The 25,314-nt window shown below is 71.8% G+C and carries 25 protein-coding genes and 2 tRNA genes; 12 read left to right on the top strand and 15 right to left on the bottom strand.

Going from position 1 to position 25,314, the window contains the following annotated elements:
- Positions 1-3 precede the first annotated feature (3 nt).
- From ACFVHK_RS12235 to ACFVHK_RS12220, 4 genes are read left to right on the top strand one after another with little or no spacing between them, the layout of a single operon-like run.
- Positions 4-1,515, top strand: a complete 1,512-nt coding sequence (locus ACFVHK_RS12235) for an ABC transporter ATP-binding protein (protein WP_376929029.1) — start codon at positions 4-6, stop codon at positions 1,513-1,515.
- Positions 1,512-2,309 (top strand): energy-coupling factor transporter transmembrane component T family protein, encoded by a 798-nt coding sequence (locus ACFVHK_RS12230; protein WP_376929028.1) that lies wholly within the window; start codon positions 1,512-1,514, stop codon positions 2,307-2,309. The genes ACFVHK_RS12235 and ACFVHK_RS12230 overlap by 4 nt, the downstream gene beginning before the upstream one ends.
- Entirely contained in the window at positions 2,306-2,869 is a 564-nt protein-coding gene (locus tag ACFVHK_RS12225) for an AAA family ATPase (RefSeq protein WP_376929027.1), read from the top strand. Before ACFVHK_RS12230 ends, ACFVHK_RS12225 begins: the two co-directional genes overlap by 4 nt.
- Before the next feature lie 48 nt (positions 2,870-2,917).
- On the top strand, positions 2,918-3,163 hold the full coding sequence (locus ACFVHK_RS12220) for a hypothetical protein (RefSeq protein WP_129234736.1): 246 nt from the start codon (positions 2,918-2,920) through the stop codon (positions 3,161-3,163).
- Position 3,164: 1 nt separating this feature from the next.
- Here ACFVHK_RS12220 and ACFVHK_RS12215 read toward each other — a convergent pair whose 3' ends face one another.
- The 4 genes from ACFVHK_RS12215 to orn all read right to left on the bottom strand — a co-directional run bounded on the left by ACFVHK_RS12215 (position 3,165) and on the right by orn (position 5,569).
- Positions 3,165-4,415, bottom strand: coding sequence for a hypothetical protein (locus tag ACFVHK_RS12215; RefSeq protein ID WP_376929026.1), 1,251 nt, complete (start codon positions 4,413-4,415; stop codon positions 3,165-3,167).
- 25 nt (positions 4,416-4,440) lie between these two features.
- Positions 4,441-4,788, bottom strand: coding sequence for a metallopeptidase family protein (locus tag ACFVHK_RS12210; RefSeq protein WP_129234738.1), 348 nt, complete (start codon positions 4,786-4,788; stop codon positions 4,441-4,443).
- A 24-nt stretch (positions 4,789-4,812) separates the two neighbouring features.
- Positions 4,813-4,888: transfer RNA gene (locus tag ACFVHK_RS12205), tRNA-His, on the bottom strand.
- A gap of 39 nt (positions 4,889-4,927) precedes the next feature.
- A complete protein-coding gene (gene orn, locus ACFVHK_RS12200) occupies positions 4,928-5,569 on the bottom strand; it encodes an oligoribonuclease (RefSeq protein WP_376929025.1) in 642 nt (213 codons plus the stop codon).
- An 87-nt stretch (positions 5,570-5,656) separates the two neighbouring features.
- Here orn and ACFVHK_RS12195 point away from each other — a divergent pair.
- Positions 5,657-5,729: transfer RNA gene (locus ACFVHK_RS12195), tRNA-Arg, on the top strand.
- Here ACFVHK_RS12195 and ACFVHK_RS12190 read toward each other — a convergent pair.
- Entirely contained in the window at positions 5,691-6,959 is a 1,269-nt protein-coding gene (locus tag ACFVHK_RS12190) for a cation:proton antiporter (protein ID WP_376929124.1), read from the bottom strand. The two genes, ACFVHK_RS12195 and ACFVHK_RS12190, sit on opposite strands and share 39 nt — an antisense overlap.
- 40 nt (positions 6,960-6,999) lie before the next feature.
- Between ACFVHK_RS12190 and nadE the strand changes: the two genes are divergently transcribed.
- Positions 7,000-7,824, top strand: a complete 825-nt coding sequence (nadE, locus tag ACFVHK_RS12185) for an ammonia-dependent NAD(+) synthetase (RefSeq protein WP_376929024.1) — start codon at positions 7,000-7,002, stop codon at positions 7,822-7,824.
- Between the two features lie 45 nt (positions 7,825-7,869).
- Here nadE and ACFVHK_RS12180 read toward each other — a convergent pair whose 3' ends face one another.
- Complete coding sequence (locus tag ACFVHK_RS12180) at positions 7,870-8,553, bottom strand: hypothetical protein (protein WP_376929023.1); 684 nt, start codon at positions 8,551-8,553, stop codon at positions 7,870-7,872.
- Between the two features lie 100 nt (positions 8,554-8,653).
- A complete protein-coding gene (locus ACFVHK_RS12175; protein WP_376929022.1) occupies positions 8,654-9,661 on the bottom strand; it encodes an aldo/keto reductase in 1,008 nt (335 codons plus the stop codon).
- Positions 9,662-9,681: 20 nt separating this feature from the next.
- Between ACFVHK_RS12175 and msrA the strand changes: the two genes are divergently transcribed.
- From msrA to ACFVHK_RS12150, 5 genes are all read left to right on the top strand, one after another.
- Positions 9,682-10,206: a peptide-methionine (S)-S-oxide reductase MsrA gene (gene msrA, locus ACFVHK_RS12170; protein WP_129235754.1), complete on the top strand. Its 525-nt coding sequence runs from the start codon at positions 9,682-9,684 to the stop codon at positions 10,204-10,206.
- 179 nt (positions 10,207-10,385) lie between these two features.
- Entirely contained in the window at positions 10,386-10,949 is a 564-nt protein-coding gene (locus ACFVHK_RS12165; RefSeq protein ID WP_376929021.1) for a single-stranded DNA-binding protein, read from the top strand.
- A gap of 50 nt (positions 10,950-10,999) precedes the next feature.
- Positions 11,000-11,515, top strand: coding sequence for a DUF6993 domain-containing protein (locus ACFVHK_RS12160; RefSeq protein ID WP_376929020.1), 516 nt, complete (start codon positions 11,000-11,002; stop codon positions 11,513-11,515).
- Between the two features lie 87 nt (positions 11,516-11,602).
- Positions 11,603-13,285 (top strand): energy-dependent translational throttle protein EttA, encoded by a 1,683-nt coding sequence (ettA, locus tag ACFVHK_RS12155; protein WP_376929019.1) that lies wholly within the window; start codon positions 11,603-11,605, stop codon positions 13,283-13,285.
- Position 13,286: 1 nt separating this feature from the next.
- Positions 13,287-13,766, top strand: a complete 480-nt coding sequence (locus ACFVHK_RS12150; RefSeq protein WP_376929018.1) for an acyl-CoA thioesterase — start codon at positions 13,287-13,289, stop codon at positions 13,764-13,766.
- A 63-nt stretch (positions 13,767-13,829) separates the two neighbouring features.
- On the opposite strand, the gene ACFVHK_RS12145 is transcribed toward ACFVHK_RS12150, so the two are convergent.
- The 3 genes from ACFVHK_RS12145 to ACFVHK_RS12135 all read right to left on the bottom strand — a co-directional run bounded on the left by ACFVHK_RS12145 (position 13,830) and on the right by ACFVHK_RS12135 (position 15,851).
- Positions 13,830-14,390, bottom strand: a complete 561-nt coding sequence (locus ACFVHK_RS12145; RefSeq protein WP_376929017.1) for a hypothetical protein — start codon at positions 14,388-14,390, stop codon at positions 13,830-13,832.
- Positions 14,387-14,857, bottom strand: a complete 471-nt coding sequence (locus ACFVHK_RS12140) for a QcrA and Rieske domain-containing protein (protein WP_376929016.1) — start codon at positions 14,855-14,857, stop codon at positions 14,387-14,389. The genes ACFVHK_RS12145 and ACFVHK_RS12140 overlap by 4 nt, the downstream gene beginning before the upstream one ends.
- Before the next feature lie 112 nt (positions 14,858-14,969).
- On the bottom strand, positions 14,970-15,851 hold the full coding sequence (locus ACFVHK_RS12135; protein WP_376929015.1) for an acyl-CoA thioesterase: 882 nt from the start codon (positions 15,849-15,851) through the stop codon (positions 14,970-14,972).
- A 95-nt stretch (positions 15,852-15,946) separates the two neighbouring features.
- On the opposite strand from ACFVHK_RS12135, the gene ACFVHK_RS12130 reads away from it, so the two are divergent.
- The gene (locus ACFVHK_RS12130; RefSeq protein WP_376929014.1) at positions 15,947-16,627 is read left to right on the top strand and encodes a hypothetical protein; all 681 of its coding nucleotides are present in this window, start codon (positions 15,947-15,949) and stop codon (positions 16,625-16,627) included.
- 76 nt (positions 16,628-16,703) lie between these two features.
- On the opposite strand, the gene ACFVHK_RS12125 is transcribed toward ACFVHK_RS12130, so the two are convergent.
- The 5 genes from ACFVHK_RS12125 to pepN (ACFVHK_RS12105) form a co-directional block, all read right to left on the bottom strand.
- Positions 16,704-18,389 (bottom strand): FAD-binding dehydrogenase, encoded by a 1,686-nt coding sequence (locus ACFVHK_RS12125; RefSeq protein WP_376929013.1) that lies wholly within the window; start codon positions 18,387-18,389, stop codon positions 16,704-16,706.
- An 87-nt stretch (positions 18,390-18,476) separates the two neighbouring features.
- Positions 18,477-18,878 carry a globin gene (locus ACFVHK_RS12120; RefSeq protein ID WP_376929012.1) on the bottom strand — a complete coding sequence of 134 codons (402 nt, stop codon included), beginning with the start codon at positions 18,876-18,878 and terminating at the stop codon, positions 18,477-18,479.
- Positions 18,875-20,005 carry a mechanosensitive ion channel family protein gene (locus ACFVHK_RS12115; protein ID WP_376929011.1) on the bottom strand — a complete coding sequence of 377 codons (1,131 nt, stop codon included), beginning with the start codon at positions 20,003-20,005 and terminating at the stop codon, positions 18,875-18,877. The genes ACFVHK_RS12120 and ACFVHK_RS12115 overlap by 4 nt, the downstream gene beginning before the upstream one ends.
- Before the next feature lie 122 nt (positions 20,006-20,127).
- Positions 20,128-22,683, bottom strand: a complete 2,556-nt coding sequence (pepN, locus tag ACFVHK_RS12110; protein WP_376929010.1) for an aminopeptidase N — start codon at positions 22,681-22,683, stop codon at positions 20,128-20,130.
- On the bottom strand, positions 22,683-25,235 hold the full coding sequence (gene pepN / locus ACFVHK_RS12105) for an aminopeptidase N (protein ID WP_376929009.1): 2,553 nt from the start codon (positions 25,233-25,235) through the stop codon (positions 22,683-22,685). The genes pepN (ACFVHK_RS12110) and pepN (ACFVHK_RS12105) overlap by 1 nt, the downstream gene beginning before the upstream one ends.
- Between the last annotated feature and the right edge of the window lie 79 nt (positions 25,236-25,314).

The following is a 25,314-nucleotide window of genomic DNA, read 5'->3' as shown; positions in this document are numbered from 1 at the left end:
CCCGTGGACCGCACACCGGGAGCCGCCGGTCCCGCCCGCGTGGACGCCACGGGGTGGGGCTGGCGGCATGCCGGCCGCCGTCGCCCGGCGGTGCAGGACCTCGACCTCCGGATCCACGCGGGGGAGCGGGTGCTGCTGCTCGGTCCGTCCGGATCGGGAAAGTCGACCCTGCTGCACGCCCTCGCGGGCGTCCTCGGCGGCGACGACGAGGGCGAGCACCACGGTCGGCTGCTCCTCGACGGCCGTTCGCCCGCGGATGCGCGCGGGCGGGCCGGCCTCGTGCTCCAGGACCCGGATTCCCAGGTGATCCTCGCGCGGGTCGGTGACGACGTCGCGTTCGGCTGCGAGAACCTCGGCATCCCGAGGGAGGAGATCTGGCGACGCGTGCGTGACGCGATCGACGCGGTCGGCTTCGACCTGCCGCTCTCGCATCCGACGTCGCGCCTGTCGGGCGGGCAGAAGCAGCGGCTGGCGCTCGCCGGGGCGCTCGCGATGCGCCCGGGCCTGCTGCTCCTCGACGAACCCACGGCGAACCTCGATCCCCGCGGCGTCGCCGAGGTGCGCGAGGCGGTCGCTCGCGTGCTGGATCGGACCGGCGCGACGCTCGTCGTGGTCGAGCACCGGGTCGACGTCTGGCTCGACCTCGTCGACCGGGTCGTGGTGCTCGGCGCCGACGGCCGGCTGCTCGCCGACGGCCCGCCCTCGGTCGTGCTCGACGAGCGGCGCGAGGCGCTCGCGGCGGCCGGCGTGTGGGTTCCGGGCGTCCCGCTCGACGTGCCCGGTGCCACGCATGCCGCGGCGCCCGGCGCGGCGCCCGCGCTCTCGACCGAGGGGCTCGCGATCGGCCGACCGCGTGGCGCCGTGCTGCACGAGGGACTCGACGTCGTCGTCCCGGCGGCATCCTCGAGCGTGCTGACGGGCCCCAACGGTGCGGGCAAGTCCACCCTCGCCCTCACGCTCGGCGGGCTGCTCGCGCCGCGCGCGGGGCGGGTCGTCGCCGCGCCGACGCTCGCCCGCGGGATCGGCGATGCGCCGGTGCGATGGCGCTCCCGCGAACTGCTCACCCGCATCGGCACGGTGTTCCAGGAGCCCGAGCATCAGTTCGTCGCGACGACGGTCCGCGACGAGGTCGCCGTCGCGCCGCGCGCACTCGGCCTCGCCCCCGCGGAGGTCGACGCCCGCGTCGACGAGGTGCTCCACCGGCTCCGCCTCGACCACCTCGCGGGCGCCAACCCCTTCACGCTCTCGGGCGGCGAGGCACGGCGCCTCACCGTCGGGGCGGTGCTGGCGACGCGACCGAGCGCGGTGATCCTCGACGAGCCCACGTTCGGCCAGGACCGGCTCGGCTGGATCGAACTCGTCCGGCTGCTGCACGAGCTCGTCCGCGAGGGCACCGCCCTGCTCTCGGTGACGCACGATGCGGCGTTCATCGCATCGCTCGGAGCACACCGCATCCGGCTCGATGCGCGCACGTCCGCCGACGCCCGGACCGCGGCCGGAGGTGGGCGCGGATGAGCGCGATCGACGTCGCCGACGCGACACCCGCCCCGACCCTGCGCTTCGTCGATCGGGTCAACCCCGCCTCCCGGCTCGCAGCGGCGATGGTGCTGACGACGCCGCTGCTCGTCACGGTCGACTGGGTGAGTGCCGCGATCGCGCTCGCGATCCAGCTCGTGCTCTTCGCCCTCGCGGGCGTGACCCCCGCCCTGCTCGTGCGACGCACCTGGCCGATCCTCATCGCGGCGCCGCTCGCCGGCATCAGCATGCTGCTCTACGGCCGCCCGTCGGGCACGGTGTACGGCGAGTTCTGGCTGGCCAGGGTGACGGACGGGTCGATCCAGCTCGCGATCGCGGTGACCCTGCGCGTCCTCGCCATCGGCCTGCCCGCGGCGCTGCTGTTCCTCCGGGTCGATCCCACCGACCTCGCCGACGGCCTCGCCCAGGTGTGGCGCCTGCCCGCTCGCTTCGTGCTCGGGGCCCTCGCGGCCACGCGGCTCGTCGGACTCTTCGTGGAGGACTGGCGTGCCATGGCGCTCGCCCGCCGGGCGCGCGGCATCGGCGACCACGGCGCGGTGCGGCGCGCGGCGACGATGGCGTTCGCACTGCTCGTGCTCGCGATCCGACGCGGATCGAAGCTCGCGACCGCGATGGAGGCGCGCGGGTTCGGCGCCGACACGCCGAGGAGCTGGGCGCGGCCGTCCACGGTCGGCGCTCCCGATGCGCTGCTCGTCCTGATCGCGGCCGCGATCGCGGCAGTGGCGATCGCCGGCGCCGTCTGGGCGGGAACGTACCACCCGGTGTGGGCGTGAACGCGGCCGGCGTGCTCGCGCTGCGCCCGGCGCTCGATGCGGTGCTCCGTGCGACGCGGGCCGGGCGGCATCCGCTCGTGCTCGTCGACGGGCCCAGCGGAGCCGGGAAGAGCACGTTCGCGGCCGCGCTCGTCGAGGCCTGGCCCGGACGCCCTCCGTCGCTCGTGCGGGTCGACGAGGCGATCCCCGGATGGCGCGGCCTCCGCCCCGGTGCCGTCGCCCTGGGTCCCCGACTCGTGCGCCCGCACGGCGCCGGCCTCGTCGGCGCGCTGGACCGCTGGGACTGGCACGCCGATCGGCGCGGAGCCGTCGAGCGCATGCCACCCGGTCGGCCGCTCGTGCTCGAGGGGTGCGGTGCGTTCCTCGCGGGAGCGCGAGCGACGGGCGCCGTCCGCGTCTGGCTCGACGCGCCGTACGAGACGCGCAGAGACCGAGCGCTCGAGCGCGACCAGGGCGCGTTCGACGACTTCTGGACCGCGTGGGAGTCCGACTGGCGGCGGTACCGAGGGCAGTCCGGTGCCGCGCGGCGCCCGGCGATCCGCGTGCGACTCGCCGCCTGATCAGCGCGGATGCTGTCCCGCGGACCCGGCCGGGACTACGCTCGGCACATGGGTGATGCGACATATGTGGCGGAGTTCATCGACGGTCCGCTCGAGGGCGACTTCGAGCAGCGGGCCCTCGTCCGCGGCGAGCCGGAGAAGCGGGTCGGCATGGTCGCCGCCGTCGACGGCCTCGAGTCCTTGTTCTGGTACGACGCCGTCGAGCAGAAGGACGTCGGCGGTCAGTTGCGCGTCCGCTTCCGCTTCGACGCGGCGGACTCCGACCCGGTCGAGTCCGACGAGGAGAACGACTGACTCAGGCGTTCCCGGCGAGGAACGCCCCGATCAACTCACCGGGGTGGGTGAGCCGCCAGATCGGACCCGGGTCCGTGATCGCACGGTCGAGTTCGAGCTTCGAGCTGACCTCGCGTTCGCCGATCGCGACGGTGACCGTGCCGACCTGCCTCCCCACGGGTGCGGTCGTGAAGGGCGCCACCTCGACGCTCGCGTCCTCTGCGACCGCCCCGAACGCGGCATCCGTGCGACCTGCCGTCGCGATCAGTCGTGCCCGGTCGCCCCACGCCGACGTGACCTCGCCGTAGCTCGCACCGGCGGCGATGACCTCGATGGGCTCGGATGCCGCCTGCATCCCCTCGACCGCGGCGAGCACCGCCGGGTCGAGCGTCTCGTAGTCGTCGACCCCCGTCATCGCGCCGACCATGGTCCGTCGCTCGTCTCCTGAGCGCAGCTCGGCCGTCCACACGAACGTGATCGCCGCCTGGTCGGTGAAGCTCCGGCTGATGGCGCGGATGCCGTCGTCGCCCAGGTGGGCGATCGCGTCGGGGATGCGTCGATCGACGCTCGACGTCGGCGCACTCCCGTCGTGTCGGAGCATCGCGCCGAGGGTCGGCTCCGCGAGTGCGAGCCCGGCGAGTCGGGTGAGCTCCGTCGCGGTGCCGACGTTGTCGCCCGAGAGCCCGGTGGTGTCGACGACCCTCGTCGAGGTGAAGCCCTGCTCGGCCAGCCAGTCGTTGGCCGCAGTGACGTAGGCGTCGACGCTGCCGAACGCCCACCTGGCGAGCGTGTCGGAATGGTTGTTGCTCGAGGCGAGGAGCACGGCGCGGACGACGTCGCGCTCGCTCCAGGAATCGCCCGGCGAGACCTGCACGGTTCGCGAGCCCTCCCCGGAGTAGCGGAGGTAGTCGGTGTAGTCCTCCGGCCCGATCCGGATCGAGGGGCCGTCGTCGTCGGCGGTCAGGGGGAGGGTGTCGAGCACCACGAGCGCGGTGACGAGCTTCGCGGCGCCGCCGATCGGGGAGGCCTCGTCATCCGCGGAGGCCGCGACGAGCGCCGCCGTCCCGTCGTCCTCGATGAACGCGACCGCAGTGGCGTCGTCCGCCGGGAGGGCGACCGAGCTGGTCGCCGGCGCGGCCGCCTGCGCGGTGTCGACGCTCACCTGGACGTCGGGGAGCGGACCCAGGAGCATCGCCGGGCCGTACACGCCGATGCCGAGGATCGCGAGCGCGCCGACGGCGATGCCGACGACGCGTCCGGGGGAGGGGCTCATGCGAATCAGGCTAGCGCGGCTTCGCTCACGCCCAGCCGAGCTCGTGCAGCCGGTCGTCGTCGATGCCGTAGAAGTGGGCGATCTCGTGGACGAGGGTGACGTGGATCTCGTCGCGCAGTTCGTCCTCGGTGTCGGCGATCGCGCAGAGCGACTCGCGGTAGAGCACGATGCGGTCCGGCATCTCGCCGAACCCGTAGCGGTCGCGCTCGGTCAGCGAGACGCCCTCGTAGAGGCCGAGGAGGTCGAGCGAGCCGTCCTCCGGGCGGTCCTCGACGACGAACACGACGTTCTCGAGGCCCTCGACCATGTCGTCGGGCAGTTCGTCGAGCTCATCGACCACGAGCCGCTCGAAGGCCTCGGCGTCGAGTTCCACGAGTGGCTCCGATCTGGAGGCGATTGGGGTGAGTAACGGGGCTTGAACCCGCGACCTCCTGGACCACAACCAGGCGCTCTACCGACTGAGCTATACCCACCATGTGCCGCTCGTTCGCACCAGCGGCAACCATACGAGATTACACCACGTTCGAGGCGCTCGTGGACACGTGGGACCCCTCGGCGGCCACCTCGGCGGCGATGGCCTGCAGTTCCTGGCTGGTCGGCCCGGGGTCGGCGACGAACACCGCACGCCGGTAGTACTGGAGCTCGCGGATGGACTCGAGGATGTCGGCGAGCGCACGGTGTCCGCCGTCCTTCGCGGGCGCGTTGAAGTAGGCGCGGGGGTACCAGCGCTTCGCCAGCTCCTTGATCGACGAGACGTCGACGTTGCGATAGTGCAGGTGCGCGTCGAGGCGCGGCATGTACCGGCTGATGAACGCCCGATCGGTGCCGATCGAGTTGCCCGCGAGCGGTGCGCGCTGCTCCTCGGGGACGTGCTTCAGCACGTACTCGAGCACCTGGTACTCGGCGTCGGCCACGGACACGCCGTTCGGGATCTCCTCGATCAGCCCGGACTGCGTGTGCATGGCCCGCACGAAGTCGCCCATCGACTCGAGCGCACTCGCGTCGGGCTTGATGACGATGTCGAGGCCGTCGTCGACCGGTCGGAGATCGTAGTCGGTGATCACGACCGCGATCTCGACCAGCTCGTCGACCTCGAGGTCGAGTCCGGTCATCTCGCAGTCGATCCAGACCAGTCGGTCGCTCGAGGATGCCATGCGGTGAGTCTAGCCGCGCGGCCCGACACGACCGCGTCCCGCGAGCCCGGGCGCGCTCGGAACCCTGAGGTATCGTGGTGGCGATCGGCCCTCGTAGCTCAGCGGATAGAGCAGGAGCCTTCTAATCTCTTGGTCGCAGGTTCGATTCCTGCCGAGGGCGCCGAGACCCGCTTCGCGTGATCGCGATGGCGATGAGCGGGAACAGCAGGAGTGAGAGCAGGCCCGCGCCGACGAGGGCCGAGGCCGTGCCCGAGTCCATGTCGCCGGCCTCCACTCCGATCGTGGTCACGGCGACGATGATGGGCAGCCCTGTGGCTCCGAAGAGCCCAGTCGAGACCCGGTCGCGCACGTGCGAGCCCGGCGCGGCGAGCAGGGCCGACGGCACGCCGCGCACCACGAGCAGCAGCACCGTGAAGAGCGGAAGCATGAGGAGAGTGCGCGCATCCCCGAAGAGCGCCTCGAGGTCGAACGTGACGCCCGTGTAGATGAAGAAGACGGGCACGAAGACGCCGAACCCGATGCCGTCGAGCTTCACCTCGATGGTGCGACGGTCCTGCTCGGGCGCTCCGGCGAGCAGGAGGCGGGCGATCACGCCGGCGGCGAAGGCGCCGAGCAGCATGTCGAGGTCGAGGACGATGGAGAGTCCCACGAGCGCCAGCATGACCATGATCACCAGCCGGATCGCGAACTGCCCGCTGGTGTGCAACGTCGCGCCGATCGCCCCGTGGAGACTGCGGCCGTCGCCCCTGGACGCGCGCCAGATCGCGAGGCCCGTGATCACCGCGAAGGCGAGCAGCACGATCGCGGCATGGAGCGGCGAGCGTCCCGACAGGAAGATCGAGATCGCGATGAGCGGCAGGAACTCTCCCGCCGCCCCGATCGCGAGGACCGACACGCCGAACGGCGTCCGGAGCATCCCGGCGTCGCGCAGGATCGGCAGCAGCGCGCCGAGCGCGGTCGACGTCAGCGCGATGCCGATGAACACCGCGCCGGCATCGGGGTCCACGAGCCATCCCGCGGCGAGGCCCAGCGGAACGGAGATCGCCCAGCCGAGGCTCGCTCGAATCAGCGGCCGACCGCGGATGGCCTCGAAGTCGATCTCCTGCCCGGCGAGGAAGAACAGCATCGCGAGCCCGAAGTCCGAGATCAGTTCGATGAACGGATCGGGCTGGACCCATCCGAGCACCGATGGACCGAGTGCGATGCCGAGGACGATCTCGAAGATGACGACCGGGATCGCCAGCCACTTCCCGAACGCCCTCGTGGCGAGCGGGGCGATCGCCGCGATCACCGGGATGAGTACCAGTGTGGGTACGTCGACGTGCACGCGGGCCCCCTTCGTACGGAGGAATGCTATCCGACGACGTGGCCTCGACCTGCGAGGCTGCATGCGTCATCCGCCCGTCACACGCGTGTCGTATCGTCGTGGCATGCGCGACCTCCAGGCACGGATCATCGAAGAACTGCACGTCGAGGCCTCCATCGAGCCGGCCGACCAGGTCCGCCGGCGCGTGGACTTCCTGAAGGCCTACCTCGACGCCTCCGGCGCGAACGGCCTGGTCCTCGGCATCAGTGGGGGCCAGGACTCCACGCTGGCGGGCAGGCTCTGCCAGCTCGCGGTCGAGGAACTCGAGGCCGAGGGGCGGTCCGCCCGGTTCATCGCCGTCCGGCTGCCGTACGGGGTGCAGCGCGACGCGGCCGACGCCGAACTGGCGCTCGGCTTCATCCGCCCGTCGGAGACCGTCGAGTTCAACGTCGAGCAGGGCGTCGACGGACTCGCCGCCGAGTTCGAGTCCGCCGTCGGCGGACCGGTCAGCGACTTCGGCAAGGGCAACGTCAAGGCGCGCATGCGGATGGTCGCGCAGTACGCGCTCGCGGGCGAGGGCGGGCTCCTGGTCGTGGGCACCGACCACGCGGCCGAGGCGGTCACCGGCTTCTTCACGAAGTTCGGCGACGGCGGCGCCGACCTGCTGCCGCTGTCCGGGCTGACCAAGCGCCAGGGCCGGTCGATCCTGGAGCACCTCGGCGCCCCCGAGCGCCTGTACCTGAAGACCCCGACCGCCGACCTGCTCGACCACGACCCCGGTCAGGCCGACGAGGCCAACCTCGGCCTGACCTACCGCGACATCGACGACTTCCTCGAGGGTCGCGAGATCGACGACCTGGTCGCCGAGCGGATCGAGGCCCGCTTCCTGCAGACGCGGCACAAGCGGGCGGAGCCCGTCACGATGTTCGACTCGTGGTGGCGCGACTGAGCCGCTTCGCAGGGCGGGCGGGGCTCGTGCGCCGGCGTGGCGCGGTCAGTCCCGCTGGGCGACCGCCCGACGGTCCGTGTCCGCGTCCGCGACCTCGTCGGCCGGGGCCTCGGGGGAGGTCGTGACCGGCTGCGTCGCCGCATCGTCGACGAGGGGAGCCTGCGCGTAGCGCTCGTGGTGCTGTTCGGCGACCCAGGAGTCCTGCTCGGCGGCGAGCTCCTGCACCGGCTCGTCGCGCTGCGCACGCCACCGCTCGAGGTCGTTGCGGAAATCGCGTCGGGTGCGCGACGGATGCCGCTGCCACTCGAGCATGCGTTCGCGGAACTCCGCGACGGCGGGGTCGAGCTGGTATCCGAAGGTCGCCGAGGCGCGCTTCAGCTCGTGCAGCTGGTGGGCCGCCCAGTCGGCGGCGACATCCGCTCCGCGCAGCGGCAGCAGGCGGACCTGGATGTCGGCCTGCCCGACGGCCCGATCGGCGAGGACCTGCTCCTGCGGCGTCAGCGAGTTCCAGACCGACGCCTCGGTCGCGGCGTCGATGAGCGTCGCGATCGCGGCGTGGCGCAGTTCCCGGTCGCGCTGCCGGATCAGGCCGCGCACCGCGGACCGGGCGATCCACGCCGACAGCAGTCCGGAGACGAGGACCGAGATGAACACGACGCCCGCCGTGAACAGCACGGGACGGTTCTCGTCCGAGAGGAGCCAGGCGACGAAGTCATTCCACCACTGCATGAGCGCAGGCTAGCGCCGCACGGCGGCGGCGCTGCGCAGCCGGCCCGGCGTGCCTCGCGACCGCCGCGGCGTCGCGCATCGCCGCGGACGCGGCATCCGCTCAGCCGAGCACGGTGCCGTCGGCGGCGTACGGTTCGATCGCGGCGATCTCGTCGTCGGCGAGCGGGGCCGCGTCGAGCGCGGCGACGTTCTGCTCGAGCTGGGCGACGCTCGAGGCGCCGATGAGCGCGCTCGCGACCTGCGGCACGCGGAGGACCCACGACAGGGCGAGCTGAGCGAGCGACTGCCCGCGGTCGGCGGCGATCGCGTTCAGGGCTCGCGCACGCTCGAGGTACTCCTCGCTGATGCGCTCGGCGGGCAGGAAGTGGCTCGTCGCCGCGCGGGAACCCGCGGGCACCTCCCCGGAGAGGTAGCGATCGGTGAGGAGCCCCTGGGCGAGCGGGGAGAACACGATGGCCGACGCCCCGACCTCGTCGAGCGCGGGGAAGAGCCCCTCCTCGATGTGCCGGTCGAACATCGAGTAGCGCGGCTGGTGGATCGTCAGCGGCACGCCCTCGGCGGCGAGCGCTGTCGCAGCGGCGATCGTCTGCTCGGGCGAGTAGTTCGAGATGCCCGCGTACAGCGCCTTGCCCTGGCGGACCGCGTGCGCGAGCGCGCCCATCGTCTCCTCGATCGGCGTCTCGGGGTCAGGGCGGTGCGAGTAGAACACGTCGACGTAGTCGAGTCCGAGCCGGCCCAGGCTCTGGTCGAGCGAGGCGAGGAGGTTCTTCCGCGAACCCCATTCCCCGTACGGTCCCTCCCACATGTGGTAGCCCGCCTTCGACGAGATGATGAGCTCGTCGCGGTAGGGCTTCAGGTCGGTCGCCAGCAGGCGACCGAAGTTCTCCTCGGCGCTGCCGGGAGGCGGGCCGTAGTTGTTCGCGAGGTCGAAGTGCGTGACGCCGAGGTCGAATGCGCGGCGCACGATGGCGCGCTGCGTGTCGAGCGGACGGTCGTGGCCGAAGTTGTGCCAGAGCCCGAGGGAGAGGGCGGGCAGCTTCAGGCCGCTCCTCCCGATCCGGTTGTAGGTCATCCGGTCGTAGCGGTCGGGGGAGGCGACGAAGGTCATGCCGGTAGCCTATGGCCGTGATGGAAAGCTTCGTTCTCGCCGGCGGCTGCTTCTGGTGCCTGGATGCCGTCTACCGCACGCTCCGCGGCGTGCACGACGTCGTGTCGGGCTACACGGGCGGTGCGACGCCGAACCCGTCGTACGAGCTCGTCTGCACGGGTGCGACCGGGCACGCCGAGGCCGTGCGCGTGGACTTCGACCCCGAGGTGCTGCCGCGCGAGGTCGTGCTCGACGTCTTCTTCACGTTGCACGATCCGACGCAGCTGAACCGCCAGGGCGCCGACGTCGGCACGCAGTACCGGTCAGCGATGTTCTTCACGGGCGACGAGCAGCGCGAGCTCTTCGAGGCGGCGCGCACGCGCGCCGCCGACTGGTGGCCGGGCGAGGTCGTCACCACGATCGAACCGCTCGGCGACTTCTTCCGGGCCGAGGAGTACCACCAGGACTTCTTCGCGAAGAATCCCGGTCAGGGCTACTGCCTGGCGGTCGCCCTGCCCAAGGTGAACAAGATCCGGCGGTCGTACGCCGACTACATCGTCGCCTGACCCCTCCTCACCAGCTCCGTCCCCATCCGCGCCGTCCTCGGAAGGGCCGGCGGTCCACGGATGCCGCGTCCCCGGCCGCAACGCTGTGGTAAGCGGCATCCGGGGTCGTTCCGGCACGAGGGCCCCGGATGCCGCGAGCCGCCGATCCGCGGCGGCGTCGAGCCCTGAGGAGCATCCCAATGTCCGACCTCGTGACCATCACCGGCGTCATCGGCAGCGACCCCCGACACACCGTCACTGCGACGGGCCTGCCGATCACCAACTTCCGGCTGGCGTCCACGCGCCGCTTCTTCGACCGGGCCACCGGCGCCTGGACCGACGGGGAGACCAACTGGTACACCGTCTCATCGTTCCGGCAGCTCGCGCTGAACACCGCGCGCTCGCTCCGCAAGGGCGAGCGCGTCGTCGTGCACGGCCGGCTCCGCATCCGGGCCTGGGAGACCGGCGAGCGCTCGGGGACCGCCATCGAGATCGACGCCGACGCGATCGGCCATGACCTGTCGTGGGGCGTCGCGGTCTACTCCAAGACGTCGGGCGCCCGACTCGTCGAGACCGCCGGCGCTGAGGAGGAGTCCTCGAACGCGTCCGCCGACCCGGTCGAGGGCGATGGCGAGGTGCACCGCACCGACGTGCCCGACTGGGCGGAGGGTGCCGACTGGACGGTTCCGGAGGACGATGACGATGACGTCGAGCCGGCCCTCGCCGGCGAGGGGGCGGTGCTCACGCCGCTGGCCGCATCCTGATCGTCCGGCTCCCGTGGTCCTGCGGTCGCCGGGTCGTAGACTCGGCCTCCGTGGAGACCGAGCAGCGACCGGCGTCGGCTGCGGCCCCTTCCGGGATGCGGGCCGGGTCGCTCCTGGGTGCGCTCGCCGCAGGGGCGCTCGCGATCGCGCTCGCCGGGTGCGCGAGCCCGGAGCTCGACGCCGCGACGGCGACGTCCGGGCCACCGCCCTCGGCCGGGTCCGGAGGCGATCCGGCGACCGCGACGCCCGCACCGTCGTCCGGTCACGAGCTCGCCCGATTCGACGAGGTGAACCGCGCGGTGGTCGCGGCCGACGCCTCGGCGGGAGGTCGCGCGTTCATCGACGCGCTCGCCGCGGCGGGTTTCGACCGCGCCGCGATGCAGGTGACCTCCGACACCACGACGCTCGGGGAGCCGGCCGACTCGATCCAGTTCTCGGTCCGGATCGGGGATCGCTGCCTGGTCGGGCAGTACGGTCCGGCCTCGGACGGGTACCGGAGCGCCGAGCGCCCCGGGCTCGGCACGGGCGGATGCCTGATCGGCGCGACGGTCCCGGTCGGCGGGTAGCGGCCAGCGAGCCGTCCCGGCTCGACGCGCCGACGCGGGCCGCTAGGCTGGAGGGCTGAACCGCGCACTTCAGACGTGAGGAACTCAGTGGCTGACTACATTTACTCGATGGTCCGCGCCCGCAAGGCGGTCGGTGACAAGGTGATCCTCGACGACGTCACGATGGCGTTCCTCCCCGGAGCGAAGATCGGCGTCGTCGGCCCGAACGGCGCCGGCAAGTCGACGATCCTCAAGATCATGGCCGGGCTCGACCAGCCCTCGAACGGCGAGGCGCGGCTCACGCCCGGGTACTCGGTCGGCATCCTGATGCAGGAGCCCGAGCTCGACGAGACCAAGACCGTCCTCGAGAACGTGCAGGAGGGCGTCGGCCCGATCAAGGCGAAGGTCGACCGGTTCAACGAGATCTCCGCCGAGATGGCGAACCCCGACGCCGACTTCGACACCCTGCTCGCCGAGATGGGCGCGCTGCAGGAGGAGATCGACGCCGCAGACGCCTGGGACCTGGACTCGCAGCTCGAGCAGGCGATGGATGCCCTGCGCTGCCCCCCGAGCGACACGCCCGTCTCGGTGCTGTCGGGCGGTGAGAAGCGCCGCGTCGCGCTCTGCAAGCTGCTGCTGCAGAAGCCCGACCTGCTCCTCCTCGACGAGCCCACGAACCACCTCGACGCCGAGAGCGTGCTCTGGCTCGAGCAGCACCTCGCCAAGTACCCGGGCGCCGTGCTCGCGGTCACGCACGACCGGTACTTCCTCGACCACGTCGCGGAGTGGATCTGCGAGGTGGACCGCGGCCGGCTCTACCCCTACGAGGGCAACTACTCGACCTACCTCGAGAAGAAGGCCGAGCGCCTGCAGGTGCAGGGCAAGAAGGACCAGAAGCTCCAGAAGCGCCTGAAGGACGAGCTGGAGTGGGTCCGCTCGAACGCCAAGGGGCGTCAGGCGAAGTCGAAGGCCCGCCTCGCGCGCTACGAGGAGATGGCGGCCGAGGCCGAGCGGACGCGGAAGCTCGACTTCGAGGAGATCCAGATCCCCGCGGGGCCGCGCCTCGGCGACGTCGTGCTCGAGGCCAAGAAGCTCGAGAAGGGCTTCGGCGACCGCACGCTCATCGACGGGCTCAGCTTCACGCTCCCGCGCAACGGCATCGTCGGCATCATCGGCCCGAACGGCGTCGGCAAGACGACGCTCTTCAAGAGCATCGTCGGCTTCGAGCCGCTCGACGGCGGCAACCTCAAGATCGGCGAGACCGTGAAGATCTCGTACGTCGACCAGTCGCGCACGGGCATCGACCCGAACAAGACGCTGTGGGAGGTCGTCTCCGACGGACTCGACTACATCCAGGTCGGCAAGACCGAGGTCCCGAGCCGCGCGTACGTCTCCACGTTCGGCTTCAAGGGGCCCGACCAGCAGAAGCGGGCGGGCGTCCTCTCGGGCGGCGAGCGCAACCGCCTGAACCTGGCGCTGACGCTCAAGCAGGGCGGCAACCTGCTGCTCCTCGACGAGCCGACGAACGACCTCGACGTCGAGACGCTCTCGAGCCTCGAGAACGCGCTGCTCGAGTTCCCCGGCTGCGCCGTGGTCATCACGCACGACCGGTGGTTCCTGGACCGCATCGCGACGCACATCCTCGCCTACGAGGGCACCGACGAGAACCCCGGCGAGTGGTACTGGTTCGAGGGCAACTTCGAGGCGTACGAGGCGAACAAGGTCGAGCGCCTCGGCCCCGACGCGGCGAAGCCGCACCGGTCGACGTACCGCAAGCTCACGAGGGACTGACATGCGCCTGCACGTGCCGACGCCGCTCCGCTGGAGCGACCTGGACGCGTACGGGCACGTGAACAATGCCCGGATGCTGAGCCTGCTCGAGGAGGCTCGCATCCAGGCGTTCTGGGTGAACGACGACGGTACCGCCGAGCATGCGGTCGGCGCGTCGACCGCCGTGATCGACGCGTCACCGGGCTCGGCGACCCTCTCGCTCATCGCACGGCAGGAGGTCGAGTACCTCGCGCCGATCCCGTACCAGCGGCTCCCGCTCGACATCGAGCTCTGGATCGGACGGATGGGCGGCGCGAGCCTCGAGGTCTGCTACGAGGTCTACTCGCCCGCCGGCTCCGAGCCGCGAACCCTCTACACGCGCGCCGCGACCACGATCGTGCTCGTGGACGCCGCGACCGAGACGCCGCGTCGCATCACCGACTCCGAGCGGCTCGCGTGGGAGCCCTACCTCGGCGAACCGGTCGCGTTCCGGCGCCGCTGACGCACGCCTCGAGCCGGCGCTCCGGCCGGCCGCCCGATCGGAGCGGCGCGCGAGGCATCCGTCCTACCGGTCCTCGAGCGGCACGTCGCTGAACGAGCCCTCCCAGACGGCGCGGCTCCCGGCCTCGCCGATCCGGACGGTGGTCCAGACCGCGCCGACCCCGACGCCGATCGCCGCGACGAGCAGCAGGATCGCGATCGCGACCCGGGCGGGGCTCCGTCGTACGGGCGTCGAGACGCCGCGCGCGGCGGCGACCTCGGCGTCGGTGGCCCGGTGCGCGGCGCGGCGCTCGACGACGGCGAGTGCGCCGATGAGGGCGGCCACCGCGACGAGTGCGAACACCCACGGCAGGATGTCGTCGCCCTGGTCGGCATGCTCCTCGATGAGCGGCGTCTCGGGCACCCGCTCGACGAGCCACTCTCCGGCCTCGACGGTGAGCCAGGTCAGGCCGAGCAGCACCACGGCACCGATGAGCGCCGGGATCCAGAGCACCCGCCGCGCGGCCGTCCAGGCCGCCAGCACGACGAGGAGGAGGGCGAGCAGCGGCACGCCGACCACGACCACGTGCACGAGCAGCACGTGCATCGGCAGGCCGGCGACCTGGAAGTCGAACAGCTCGCTCATCCGGCGATCACGCGGTCCCCGTCGACGCTGACCGGCACCGAGGGCAGCGGCTCGAGCGCCGGGCCCTGTTCGACGTCGCCGGTCGCGGGGTCGAAGGTCGAGCCGTGACACGGGCAGATCCATGCCGCCCCTTCGGGCGCGACCGTGCATCCCTGGTGCGTGCAGATCGCGCTGAAGGCCACGACCTCGCCCGCGGACGGCTGGGAGAGCAGCACCGGCTCGCCGCCGATCGAGGCGCTGATGCTTCCGCCGACGGGGATGTCGGCGAGGGCCGCGACGTCTTCCCCCGCGGCAGCCGTCGGGGTCGGGTCCTCGCCTCCTGCGTCGGTGCCCGTCTCCGACGGGGCGCCGGTACCGGCCGGTTCCTCCGCGGGGGCGCATCCGGCGAGGATCAGGGCGCCCCCGAGCGCCCCGCTCCCACCCAGCGCGAGCGCCGTGCGGCGCGAGAGTTCACGCGCGTCGTCCATGTGCTGCCTCCCTCATCGGGCCGCGGGGCGCGGCGGTGGTGCCATTCTGCGGCACATCGCACGGCGGATGCCGCATTCGCCGCGATCGTTCAGGGAATGCGTCGCGGACCGATCAGGCGAGCGCGGCCGGATCGGGCACGCGGACCATGCCCTCCTGTGCCACGCTCGCGACGAGCGTGCCGTCGCGGGTGTAGATCCGGCCGAGCGAGAGACCACGCCCGCCGCTCGCCGACGGCGAGTCCATCGTGAACAGCAGCCACTCGTCGACGCGGGCGTCACGGTGCCACCACATGGCGTGGTCGAGGCTCGCGACCTTCAGGCCGGGGGTGGCCCACGCGATGCCGTGCGCTCGGAGCACCGGCTCGAGGATCGAGTAGTCGCTGGCGTAGGCGAGCGCGGCGCGGTGCTGGCGGACGTCGTCGGGCAGGCGGCCGAACGCCTTCATCCAGACCACCTGGTGCGGCATCCGCTCGCCCTCGACGGTCAGGTAGACCGGCGACGGGATGTGCCGCACGTCGAAGGCCCGTTCGCTCGACCAGTACCGCGCGACATCGTGGTCGAGCTTTCCGAGCACGTCGGCGGTCGACGGCAGCGTCTCGGGGTCGGGGAGGTCGTGGGGCATCCCGATCTGGTGCTCGAAGCCCTCGTCGCGGGTCTGGAACGATGCGATGAGCGACAGGATCGGCTGGCCGTGCTGGAACGCCTGCGTGCGCCGCGTCGAGAACGACCGGCCGTCGTGGATGCGGTCCACGGAGAACGTGATCGGGTGCTCCACGTCGCCGGGCCGGAGGAAGTACCCGTGCATCGAGTGGATGGGGCGGTCGTCGGGCACCGTGTTGCTCGCGGCGATGATCGACTGGGCCAGCACCTGGCCGCCGAAGACGCGGCCGCGCGGCATCCACTGCGACGGCCCCGTGAAGATGTCCTCGTCGGTCCGTGCTCCGGTGTCCGTGAGTCGCAGGGTGCTCAACAGCCCCTCGATCGAACTGCTCATCGTTCCTCCGTCTGGATCGTTCGACCGTCGCTCCGCGGATCGGCGGGCGCGCGACGGGCGGGGCCGCGGCGCTCTCTCGGTAGTCTAGACAGGCCATGGTCCAGCAATTCACGCTTGCCGACAGCCTGTCGCTCGGCGATCTGCACACCTACCTGCAACGCGCGTCGCGCGTCGAGGACGGTTCGGTGCGCCTCGTCGCGGCGAACGGCATCCTGGCCGTGTACACCGCGATCCTGTACCCGCGCGGCATCCTCGACGAGAGTCCCACCGTGCTCGGACTCCGGACCTTCCAGCTCTTCGAGACGGACGACTTCGACGTGGTCGTGCCGATGCGCTCCGTGGTCGATCGGATCGTCCGGGCGCGAGGCGAGATCGGCGAGGACGACGAGTCGCGTCCGGTCACCATGACCCGGCCGCCCGAGGTCAACACCGTCACCTGGGCGGGCATCTCGCCCCCGCGGGGCGGCTGGCGACCGCTCGGCGAGACGGATGCCGCGACGCTCGAGCGCGCGGCCCGCGAGGGCATCGACGAGGTCGCGGCCACGATCCCCGAGGGGACCGGCGAGCAGCTCGTGCAGCGCGTGCGCTCCGAGGTGTGGGGCCGGGGCATCGACGGGCTCGAGTACGTCCCCACGGGTGCGGCGTTCGCGGCGTTCACCCTCGGCTTCCTCGGCGACGACCCGACCTCGCTGTTCGAGACCGGACCGTGGACGCGGCTGAGCTCGCGCCGAGGTCACGTGCTCGTCAGGCGGAAGGCCTGGACGCTCAAGGCGTAGCCTCGCCGTCCGTCGTCGTGGCGCACGGGTCGCCGACGCCCTGCGGCGGCCGCCGGGCCGCAGTCCGGGCCGCGGCTCAGCTCGCGGCGATCGCGCGCCCCGCCGCGCGCCCCGTGAACAGGCACCCGCCGAGGAACGTCCCCTCGAGCGCCCGATAGCCGTGCACGCCGCCGCCGCCGAAGCCCGCGGCCTCGCCGACCGCGAAGAGACCGGGAACGGGCGCGCCGTCGGCGCCGAGCGCGCGCGAGTCGAGGTCGGTCTGGATCCCGCCGAGGCTCTTGCGCGTCAGGACGTGCAGCTTCACGGCGATGAGCGGGCCGGCCTTGGGATCGAGGATGCGGTGCGGCGGCGCCACGCGGATGAGCCTGTCGCCGCGGTAATTGCGGGCGCCGCGCACGGCGGTCAGCTGGAGGTCCTTGGAGAACTCGTGCTCCACTTCGCGGTCGCGCGCGACGATCTCGCGCTCGACGTTGTCGGTGTCGAGGACGTCGCCGGGGTCGAGGCGACGCATCCCGTCGAGGAGTTCCGGGAGGGTGTCGGCGACCACGAAGTCGACGCCGTGCTGCTTGAACGCCTCGACCGGGCCGGGCGCCCCCGAGCCGAGGCGGTCGGCCAGCAGGCGGAGGTCCCGGTTCGTCAGGTCGGGGTTCTGCTCGCTGCCGGAGAGCGCGAACTCCTTCTCGATGATGCGCTGGGTGAGCACGAACCACGAGTGGCCGTGGCCGGTGTGCGCGAGGTGCTCGAGCGTGCCGAGCGTGTCGAAGCCGGGGAAGAGTGGTGCGGGCAGGCGTGCGCCGGTCGCGTCGAACCACATCGACGAGGGGCCGGGGAGGATCCGGATGCCGTGGCGGGCCCAGACCGGGTCCCAGTTGGTGATGCCCTCGGTGTAGTGCCACATGCGGTCGCCGTTCACGAGACGGGCACCGGATGCCTCGGCGATGCCGAGCATGCGGCCGTCGACGTGCGCCGGGACCCCCGAGAGCATCTCGGACGGGGGTGTGCCGAGTCGATCCGGCCACGCCGCGCGGACCAGGTCGTGGTTGCCGCCGATGCCCCCGGAGGCGACGACCACGGCCGGTGCCCGGAGCTCGAATTCGCCGACGACGTCGCGGTTGGATCCCACGCCGCGGTCGACCTCGTCGGGCGCGAGCCGCGCACCCCTGACGCCGACGACCGCGCCGTCCTCGACGATGAGCTCGTCCACCCGGTGACGGAACCGCAGCGACACGAGGCCTGCCGCCTCGCCCGCGCGAACGCGTGCGATGAACGGCTCGAGCACACCGGGCCCGGTGCCCCAGGTGATGTGGAACCGGGGCACCGAGTTCCCGTGCCCGACCGCCATGCCGGCGCCCCGTTCGGCCCAGCCGACGACGGGGAAGAACTTCAGGCCCTTCCCCCGGAGCCAGGACCGCTTCTCGCCGGCCGCGAACTCGAGGTAGGACTCGGCCCATCGGCGGCCCCACTCGTCCTCGTCGCGGTCGAAGGCGGCGGTGCCGAGCCAGTCCTGGCGTGCGAGCTCGAGCGAGTCGCGCACGCCGAGCCGTCGCTGCTCCGGCGAGTCGACCAGGAACAGCCCGCCGAAGGACCACCACGCCTGGCCGCCGAGGCTCGCCTCAGGCTCCTGGTCGACGATCACGACGTGCTTGCCCGCGTCGACGAGCTCGGACGCCGCGACGAGGCCCGACAGGCCGCCGCCGATGATGACGGCGTCGACCTCGGTACGAGCGTCGGGCGCGGTGGGCGGAGTGGTCGGGTCGGCCACGGGGACTCCTTCGTCTCGGGCGGTGCGGCGGATGCTCCGGGGGAGCGGATGCGTCGGGCTGCGCCGTGGGCTTGAGTGACGCCCCGGCTACTCCTCGAACGTGTTCACCATGGCGAACGCCGCCCGCTGGAGATAGTCCCACAGGGTGGCCTCCGCGATGGGCGGGAGGTCGAGCGTGTCGACGGCCGCGCGCATGTGGGCGAGCCAGCGGTCGCGCGCGTCGGGGTTCACCTTGAACGGCTGGTGCCTGAGCCGCAGGCGCGGGTGCCCGCGCTGCTCTCCGTACGTGGTCGGTCCGCCCCAGTACTGCTCGAGGAACATCAGCAGCCGCTCCTCGGCGGGGCCGAGGTCCTCCTCCGGGTACATGGGCTTCAGGACGGGGTCGTCCGCGACGCCCCGGTAGAACTCGTGGACGAGCCTCGCGAAGGTCTCGTGTCCGCCGACCTCGTCGTAGAAGCTCGGCGCGGGGAGGTTGTCGGGCAGGCTCACGGGGTGTCCTCCGGGCTGGGGTCGGTGTCGGTGACGGTCGGGACGCTGCCCGTGCCGGTGACGGTCTTGGCGGCGCGCATGGCGCGGAGCAGGCGCTTGCTCGGCGCCTGGCGTTCCATCTGGCGTTCCATGACGGGGCTGGGCTCGGTCTTCGGCGGCTTCGCCCCCTTCACGCGGGTGACGCCGTCGAAGCCCGACAGCACGACGCTCGTGAGGCTCGGCAGGGTCAGGCCCATCTCGTCGAGCGTGCGCTTGAGTCGGACCCGGAGCTCGCGGGCGACGTCGTCCTTCGACGAGGTCCGGACCTTCATGACGATGCGGATGATCATCGCCTCGGACGAGACCGATTCGAGGCCCCAGATCTCCGGCTTCTCGAGCACGCGCGAGCGCCACTTGCCCGAACGCGCCATCTCGTCGGCGGTGCCGAGCATCGCCGCCTCGACCTCGTCGACGTCGGCCGTGTACGGCACGGCGAGGTCGATGATCACTCGAGCCCACCCCTGCGACATGTTGCCGACGCGGTTGATCTCGCCGTTGCGCACGAACCAGAGCGTGCCGTTGACGTCGCGAATCGAGGTCACGCGGATGCGGACCTCCTCGACGATGCCCGACGCGTGGCCGAGGTCGACGATGTCGCCCACGCCGAACTGGTCCTCGACGACCATGAACATGCCGTTCAGGGCATCCTTCACGATGTTCTGCGCGCCGAAGCCGAGCCCCGCGCCGATCGCCGCCGAGAGGAGCGTGAAGGACCCGAGGATGTCGGGCGCGAGGATCATGACGACCAGGAGGACGACGATGACGGCGATCGTGACGTTGACGATGTTCGTGAGCACGGAGCCGAGCGTCCGGGTCCGCTGGACCACGCGCACCGCAGCGAGGGGGGAGGCGGCGTTGAGCGCCTGCGTGTCGGTGACCTCCTGCTTGCGCTTGACGCCCGTGACGATCTGGTTCACGGTGCGGCGGATCACGATGTGCAGCAGCCAGCGCACGAGCAGCGCGACCGCGACGACGACGGCGATCGCGATCAGGTTCGACAGGACCTGGCCGTACCACGTCTGCCAGAACCCGTCGACCTGGACCCAGATGTCGACCTGCTCGGAGTCGGTCTCTTCGAACGCGCGCATGATGCTCGAATCCTACTGAGCCGGACCGGGGTGCATGCTGCACGCCCGGCGACGACCCGCGGCCCGCCGACGGCCCCTGACGGGGCGGCCGCGGGCCGCGGGTCGGAACGGTGCGCCTGCGCTCAGCCTGCGGTCGCGGCGTCGCACTCGCGCGCCGCGAGCGCGCGCTCGAGCTCGCTCAGCTGTTCCGCGACGAGTCGGTGCAGCGGCGCGGGTTCGGTGTGCGCGGCCAGCCACGCGCGGACGCGCGAGGCGAGCTCGGCATCGACGACGGGTGCCGGGAACAGCCTGCGCACGATGACCGAGGCCATCGTGAAGCTCCGCTCGGTCCACACGCGGTCGAGCATGCCGAGGTAGTCGTCCACGGTGCCGGCGAGGAGCGCGGCATCCGTCGTCCGCTGCCAGCCGTCGGCGATCGCACGGGCGAGGTCGTTCGACAGGGTCGTGTCGGTCGCGACGCGGCGCCACGCCGCATCCTTCGCCCCCTGGTCGGGTCGCGAGGCACGCGCGGTCTCGGCGAGCTGGCGCCCCTTCGCAGTGTCGTCCGCGGCGAGCGCCGCGTCGACCTCGTCGTCGGAGGCCGCTCCGAGCACCGCCCGGGCGATCGTGATCTCCCACCGCAGGTCGAGGTCGACCTCAAGGCCCGCCAGGCTCGTCTCGCCGGTGGCCAGCGACTCCAGGACGTCGGCGTGCGCGGGCACGCAGGCGAGTCGCGTGAACGCCTTGACGAACTGCAGTTGCGCGTCGGAGCCCGCCGGGGCGAGCTCGGCGAGCGCCCACACCGCGTCCGCGGCCTCCTCGGCGAGCACGTCGCGATGGTGGTCGGCGAGGTACCGGGACACCGCGAGCTCCAGCCGGGAGAGCGCGAGCCCGCGCGCGGCCGACTGCGTCTCGTGCCCGACGTTCGCCACGACGAGGCGCACGAAGTCGGCCGCTGGGATCTCCGCGTCGCGGACGCCGTCCCACGCCGATCCGAGGACGACCGCACGGGCGACCGGATCGACGAGGTCCGACAACCGGTCGCGCGCGACCGCGAACGACCGCTCGCCGAGGCGCACCTTCGCATAGGTCAGGTCGTCGTCGTTCACGAGCAGCAGCGCGGGGCGCGGCCGACCGACGAGTTCGGGCACGTCGGTCGACCCGCCGTCGACGTCGAGCTCGACGCGGTGCACCCGCTCGAGGCGGCCGTCGACGTCGTCGTACGACCCGATCGCGATGCGGTGCGGGCGGAGCGTCGGGTGCGAGTCCGCAGCAGACTGCTCGACCCGCGCCGCGGTGATCACGCCCGCGGCATCCGTCTCGACCCGGAGCCGCAGCGTGTTCACGCCCGCGGTCTCGAGCCACTTCGCCGACCAGTCCGCGAGATCGCGGCCGCTGGCACCCTCGAGTTCGACGAGGAGGTCGGCGAGGGTCGCGTTGCCGCCCGAGTGACGCGCCAGGTAGGCGCCCACGCCGCGCTGGAACGCCTCCAGCCCGACCCACGCGACGAGCTGCTTGAGCACGGACGCGCCCTTGTCGTACGTGATCGCGTCGAAGTTCACCTCGACGTCGCCGAGGTCGCCGATCTCGGCGACGATCGGGTGCGTCGAGGGCAGCTGGTCCTGCTCGGCGGCGTGCGACTTCTCGTCGCTCGCGAACGTCGCCCACACGTCGGTGAACTCGGAGATCCGCGACGTCGCGAGCGTCGACGCCCAGGTCGCGAACGACTCGTTGAGCCAGAGGTCGTTCCACCAGCGCATCGTCACCGAGTTGCCGAACCACATGTGGCTGAGCTCGTGCAGCACGACGATCGCGCGCTGCTCGCGGCGGGCGTCGGACACGCGCGAGCGGAACAGGTAGCCCTCGTTGAAGGTCACCGCGCCGACGTTCTCCATCGCGCCCCAGTTGTACTCCGGCACGAAGACCTGGTCGTACTTGCCATAGGGGTAGGGCACGCCGAACGCGTCCTCGTAGAACGCCAGCCCGCCCTGCACCAGCTCGAACATGACGTCGGGCTCGGCGTACTGCGCGAGCGACGCGCGCGTGAACAGGCCGAGCGGCACCTCGCGCCCGTCGCGGCTCGTGGCCGACGATCGCCACGACGCGTACGGGCCGGCGATGATCGCGACGATGTAGCTCGAGATGACCGGGCCGGTCTCGAACGCCCACACCGCGGTGCCGGATGCCGCGGGGTGCGGCTCGGGCGACGGCGCGTTGCTCAGGACGCTCCAGTGGCCGGGAGCGGTGATCGTGAAGCGGACGGACGCCTTGAGGTCGGGCTGGTCGAACACGGCGTACACGCGGTTCGCCTCCGCGACGGCGAACTCGGTGTAGAGGTACGCCTCGCCGTCGACGGGATCGACGAAGCGGTGCAGCCCCTCACCGGTGTTCGTGTACTCGCGCGTCGACACGACGAGCAGCTCGTTCTCGGCCTCGAGGTCGTCCAGCCGGATCCGGTAGCCGTCCGAGACGGATGCCGCATCGAGCGGCCGGCCGTTCAGGATCACCTCGTGCAGCTCGGCGGTCGTCGCCTCGATGAACGTCGACGCACCCGGCGTCGCGGCGAAGCGCACGAGCGTGTCGGACCGGAACCGGCCGCCGTCGCCCGTCAGGTCGAGCGTGACCTCGTAGGCGGGCGAGGCGAGGAGCGACGCGCGCTCCTCGGCCTCCGCCCGCGTCAGGTCCGGGCGCCCCGACATCAGCCCTCCCGGGCGTCGCGCGACTGCGCCGCGAGCGCGCGGTCCACGCCGGCGAGGTTCTCGACCACGAGGCGCCGCAGCGCGGCGGGCGCCTCGGGGTTCGCCTCGAGCCATCCGCGCGACGCGTCGGCCAGGGCGCGGTCGGCCAGCGTCGACGGGTAGAGCCCGTCGACGAGCTTCTCGGCGATCGCGTAGCTGCGCTCCGTCCAGACACGACCGATCATGGCGAAGTACCGGTCGACGAACCCGGCGAGGAGGGAGAGGTCGGCCGATCGCACGAAGCCGATCGCGGTGTCGCGGACGATCGAGTTCGTCGCCGTGTCGCTGTCGACGAGCGACGACCACGCGCGCTCCTTCGCCTCGGCCGTCGGGATCGCCGCACGCGCCTTCGACGCGGCCTCGCGGCCGGTGACGGTGTCGTCCTCGGCGAGGCGGGCGTCGATCTCCGCGTCACCCGCGCGACCGGCTGCGGCGAGCGCGATGAGCAGCTCCCAGCCGAGGTCGGTGTCGACGGCGAGGCCGTCGAGCGAGACCGTCCCGGCGTAGAGGTCCTCGAGCGCGCCGAGGTTCGAGCCGTGCTCGGCGATCGCGGCGAACGACTTCACGAACTGGAACTGGGCGTCGCTGCCGGCCTCGGCCTCGTTCGCGAGCTCCCAGAAGCCGTCGGACAGGAGGCGCAGCGCGTCGTGGCGGCGGCCCGGCTCGACGTACGCGCTCGCGGCGAGGATCGAGTTCGCCAGCACGATGCGCAGCGTCGTCGACTCGGTCTCGCTCGCGATGTTGCCGAGCACGAGCGCGAGGTAGTCGCTCGCGCGGGTTTCCGCGTCGCGCGTGGCATCCCACACCGAGCTCCACACGAGCGCCCGCGCCAGCGGGTCCTCGATCTCCGACAGGTTCGCCAGGGCCACGCCGTGCGATGCGGCGTCGAGGCGGATCTTCGCGTACGCCAGGTCGTCGTCGTTCAGCAGCACGAGGTCGGGACGCACGAGGCCGACGAGCTCCGCGACCTCGGTGCGCTCGCCGTCGACGTCGAGCTCGACGCGGTGCTCGCGGACGAGCTTGCCGCCGGTGAGGTTGTAGAAGCCGATCGCGAGTCGGTGCGGGCGGAGGGTCGGGTACGCCTCGATCGCGGACTGGAGCACGGCGAACGAGGTGATCCGGCCGTCGTGGTCGGTCTCGATCTCGGGCCGCAGCGTGTTCACGCCGGCGGTCTCGAGCCAGAGCTTCCCCCAGTCGGACAGGTCGCGACCGCTCGCGACCTCGAGCTCGGCGAGGAGGTCGGCGAGCGTCGTGTTGCCCCAGGCGTGCTTCCGGAAGTACGCGGAGACGCCGGCGAAGAACTCGTCGACGCCCACCCAGGCGACCAGCTGCTTCAGCACCGACCCGCCCTTGGCGTAGGTGATGCCGTCGAAGTTCACGAGCACGTCCTCGAGGTCGCGGATCTCGGCGACGATCGGATGCGTGGAGGGAAGCTGGTCCTGGCGGTACGCCCAGCTCTTCTCCATGGCGTTGAAGGTCGTCCAGGCGCCCTCCCACTCCGTGGCCTCGGCGGTCGCGATCGTCGACGCCCACTCGGCGAACGACTCGTTCAACCAGAGGTCGTTCCACCACTTCATGGTGACGAGGTCGCCGAACCACATGTGCGCGAGCTCGTGCAGGATCGTCACGACCCGGCGCTCGCGGATGGCATCCGTGACCTTCGAACGGAAGACGTACACCTCGGTGAAGGTGACCGCGCCCGCGTTCTCCATCGCGCCGGCGTTGTACTCGGGCACGAACAGCTGGTCGTACTTGGCGAACGGGTACGGCACGCCGAACTTCGCCTCGAAGTACTCGAAGCCCTGCTTGGTCTTCTCGAAGACGTAGTCGGCGTCGAGGTACTCCGACAGGCTCTTGCGCGCGAACACGCCGAGCGGGATCACGCGGCCGTCGGCGCTCGTGAGTTCGTCGCGCACGACGTCGTAGGGGCCGGCGACGAGCGCCGTGATGTAGCTGGAGATGCGCGGCGTCGGCTCGAACGCCCACGTCCGGGCGCCCTCGTGGGCGTCGGCCGGTTCGGGCGTCGGCGAGTTCGACACGACCTGCCAGTGCGCCGGCGCGGTCACGGTGAAGCGGAACGCCGCCTTCAGGTCGGGCTGCTCGAACACCGCGTACACTCGGCGCGAGTCGGGCACCTCGAACTGGGTGTAGAGGTAGACCTCGTCGTCGACCGGGTCGACGAACCGGTGGAGGCCCTCGCCGGTGTGCATGTAGCGGCCGTCGGCGACGACGGTCAGCTCGTTCTCGTCCTCGAGACCGGGCAGCTGGATGCGGACGCCGTCGCTCACCTCCGCCGGATCGAGCTCGCGGCCGTTCAGCGTGACCGAGTGCACGGCCGCGGTGATCGCGTCGATGAACGTCGACGCACCCTTCCGGGCGGCGAAGCGCACCGTGGTCTCCGAGCGGAACACCTCCGGCCCGGTCGTGACGTCCAGCCGGACGTCGTAGTCGTGCACCGTGACGAGCGCGGCGCGCTCCTCGGCCTCGATGCGGGTGAGGTTCTCTCCAGGCACTCGGGTCTCCATCTGCGTCGAACGGATGCGTCACCCCGGCGTTCGTGGCGCGGGACAACCCGATCAGCCTAGTCCCGCC

Source organism: Agromyces binzhouensis, assembly GCF_042672355.1.
GTDB lineage: Bacteria > Actinomycetota > Actinomycetes > Actinomycetales > Microbacteriaceae > Agromyces > Agromyces binzhouensis.
The sequence above is the reverse complement of the archived record's forward strand: the minus strand, read 5'-3'. Positions and strand labels throughout refer to the sequence as shown.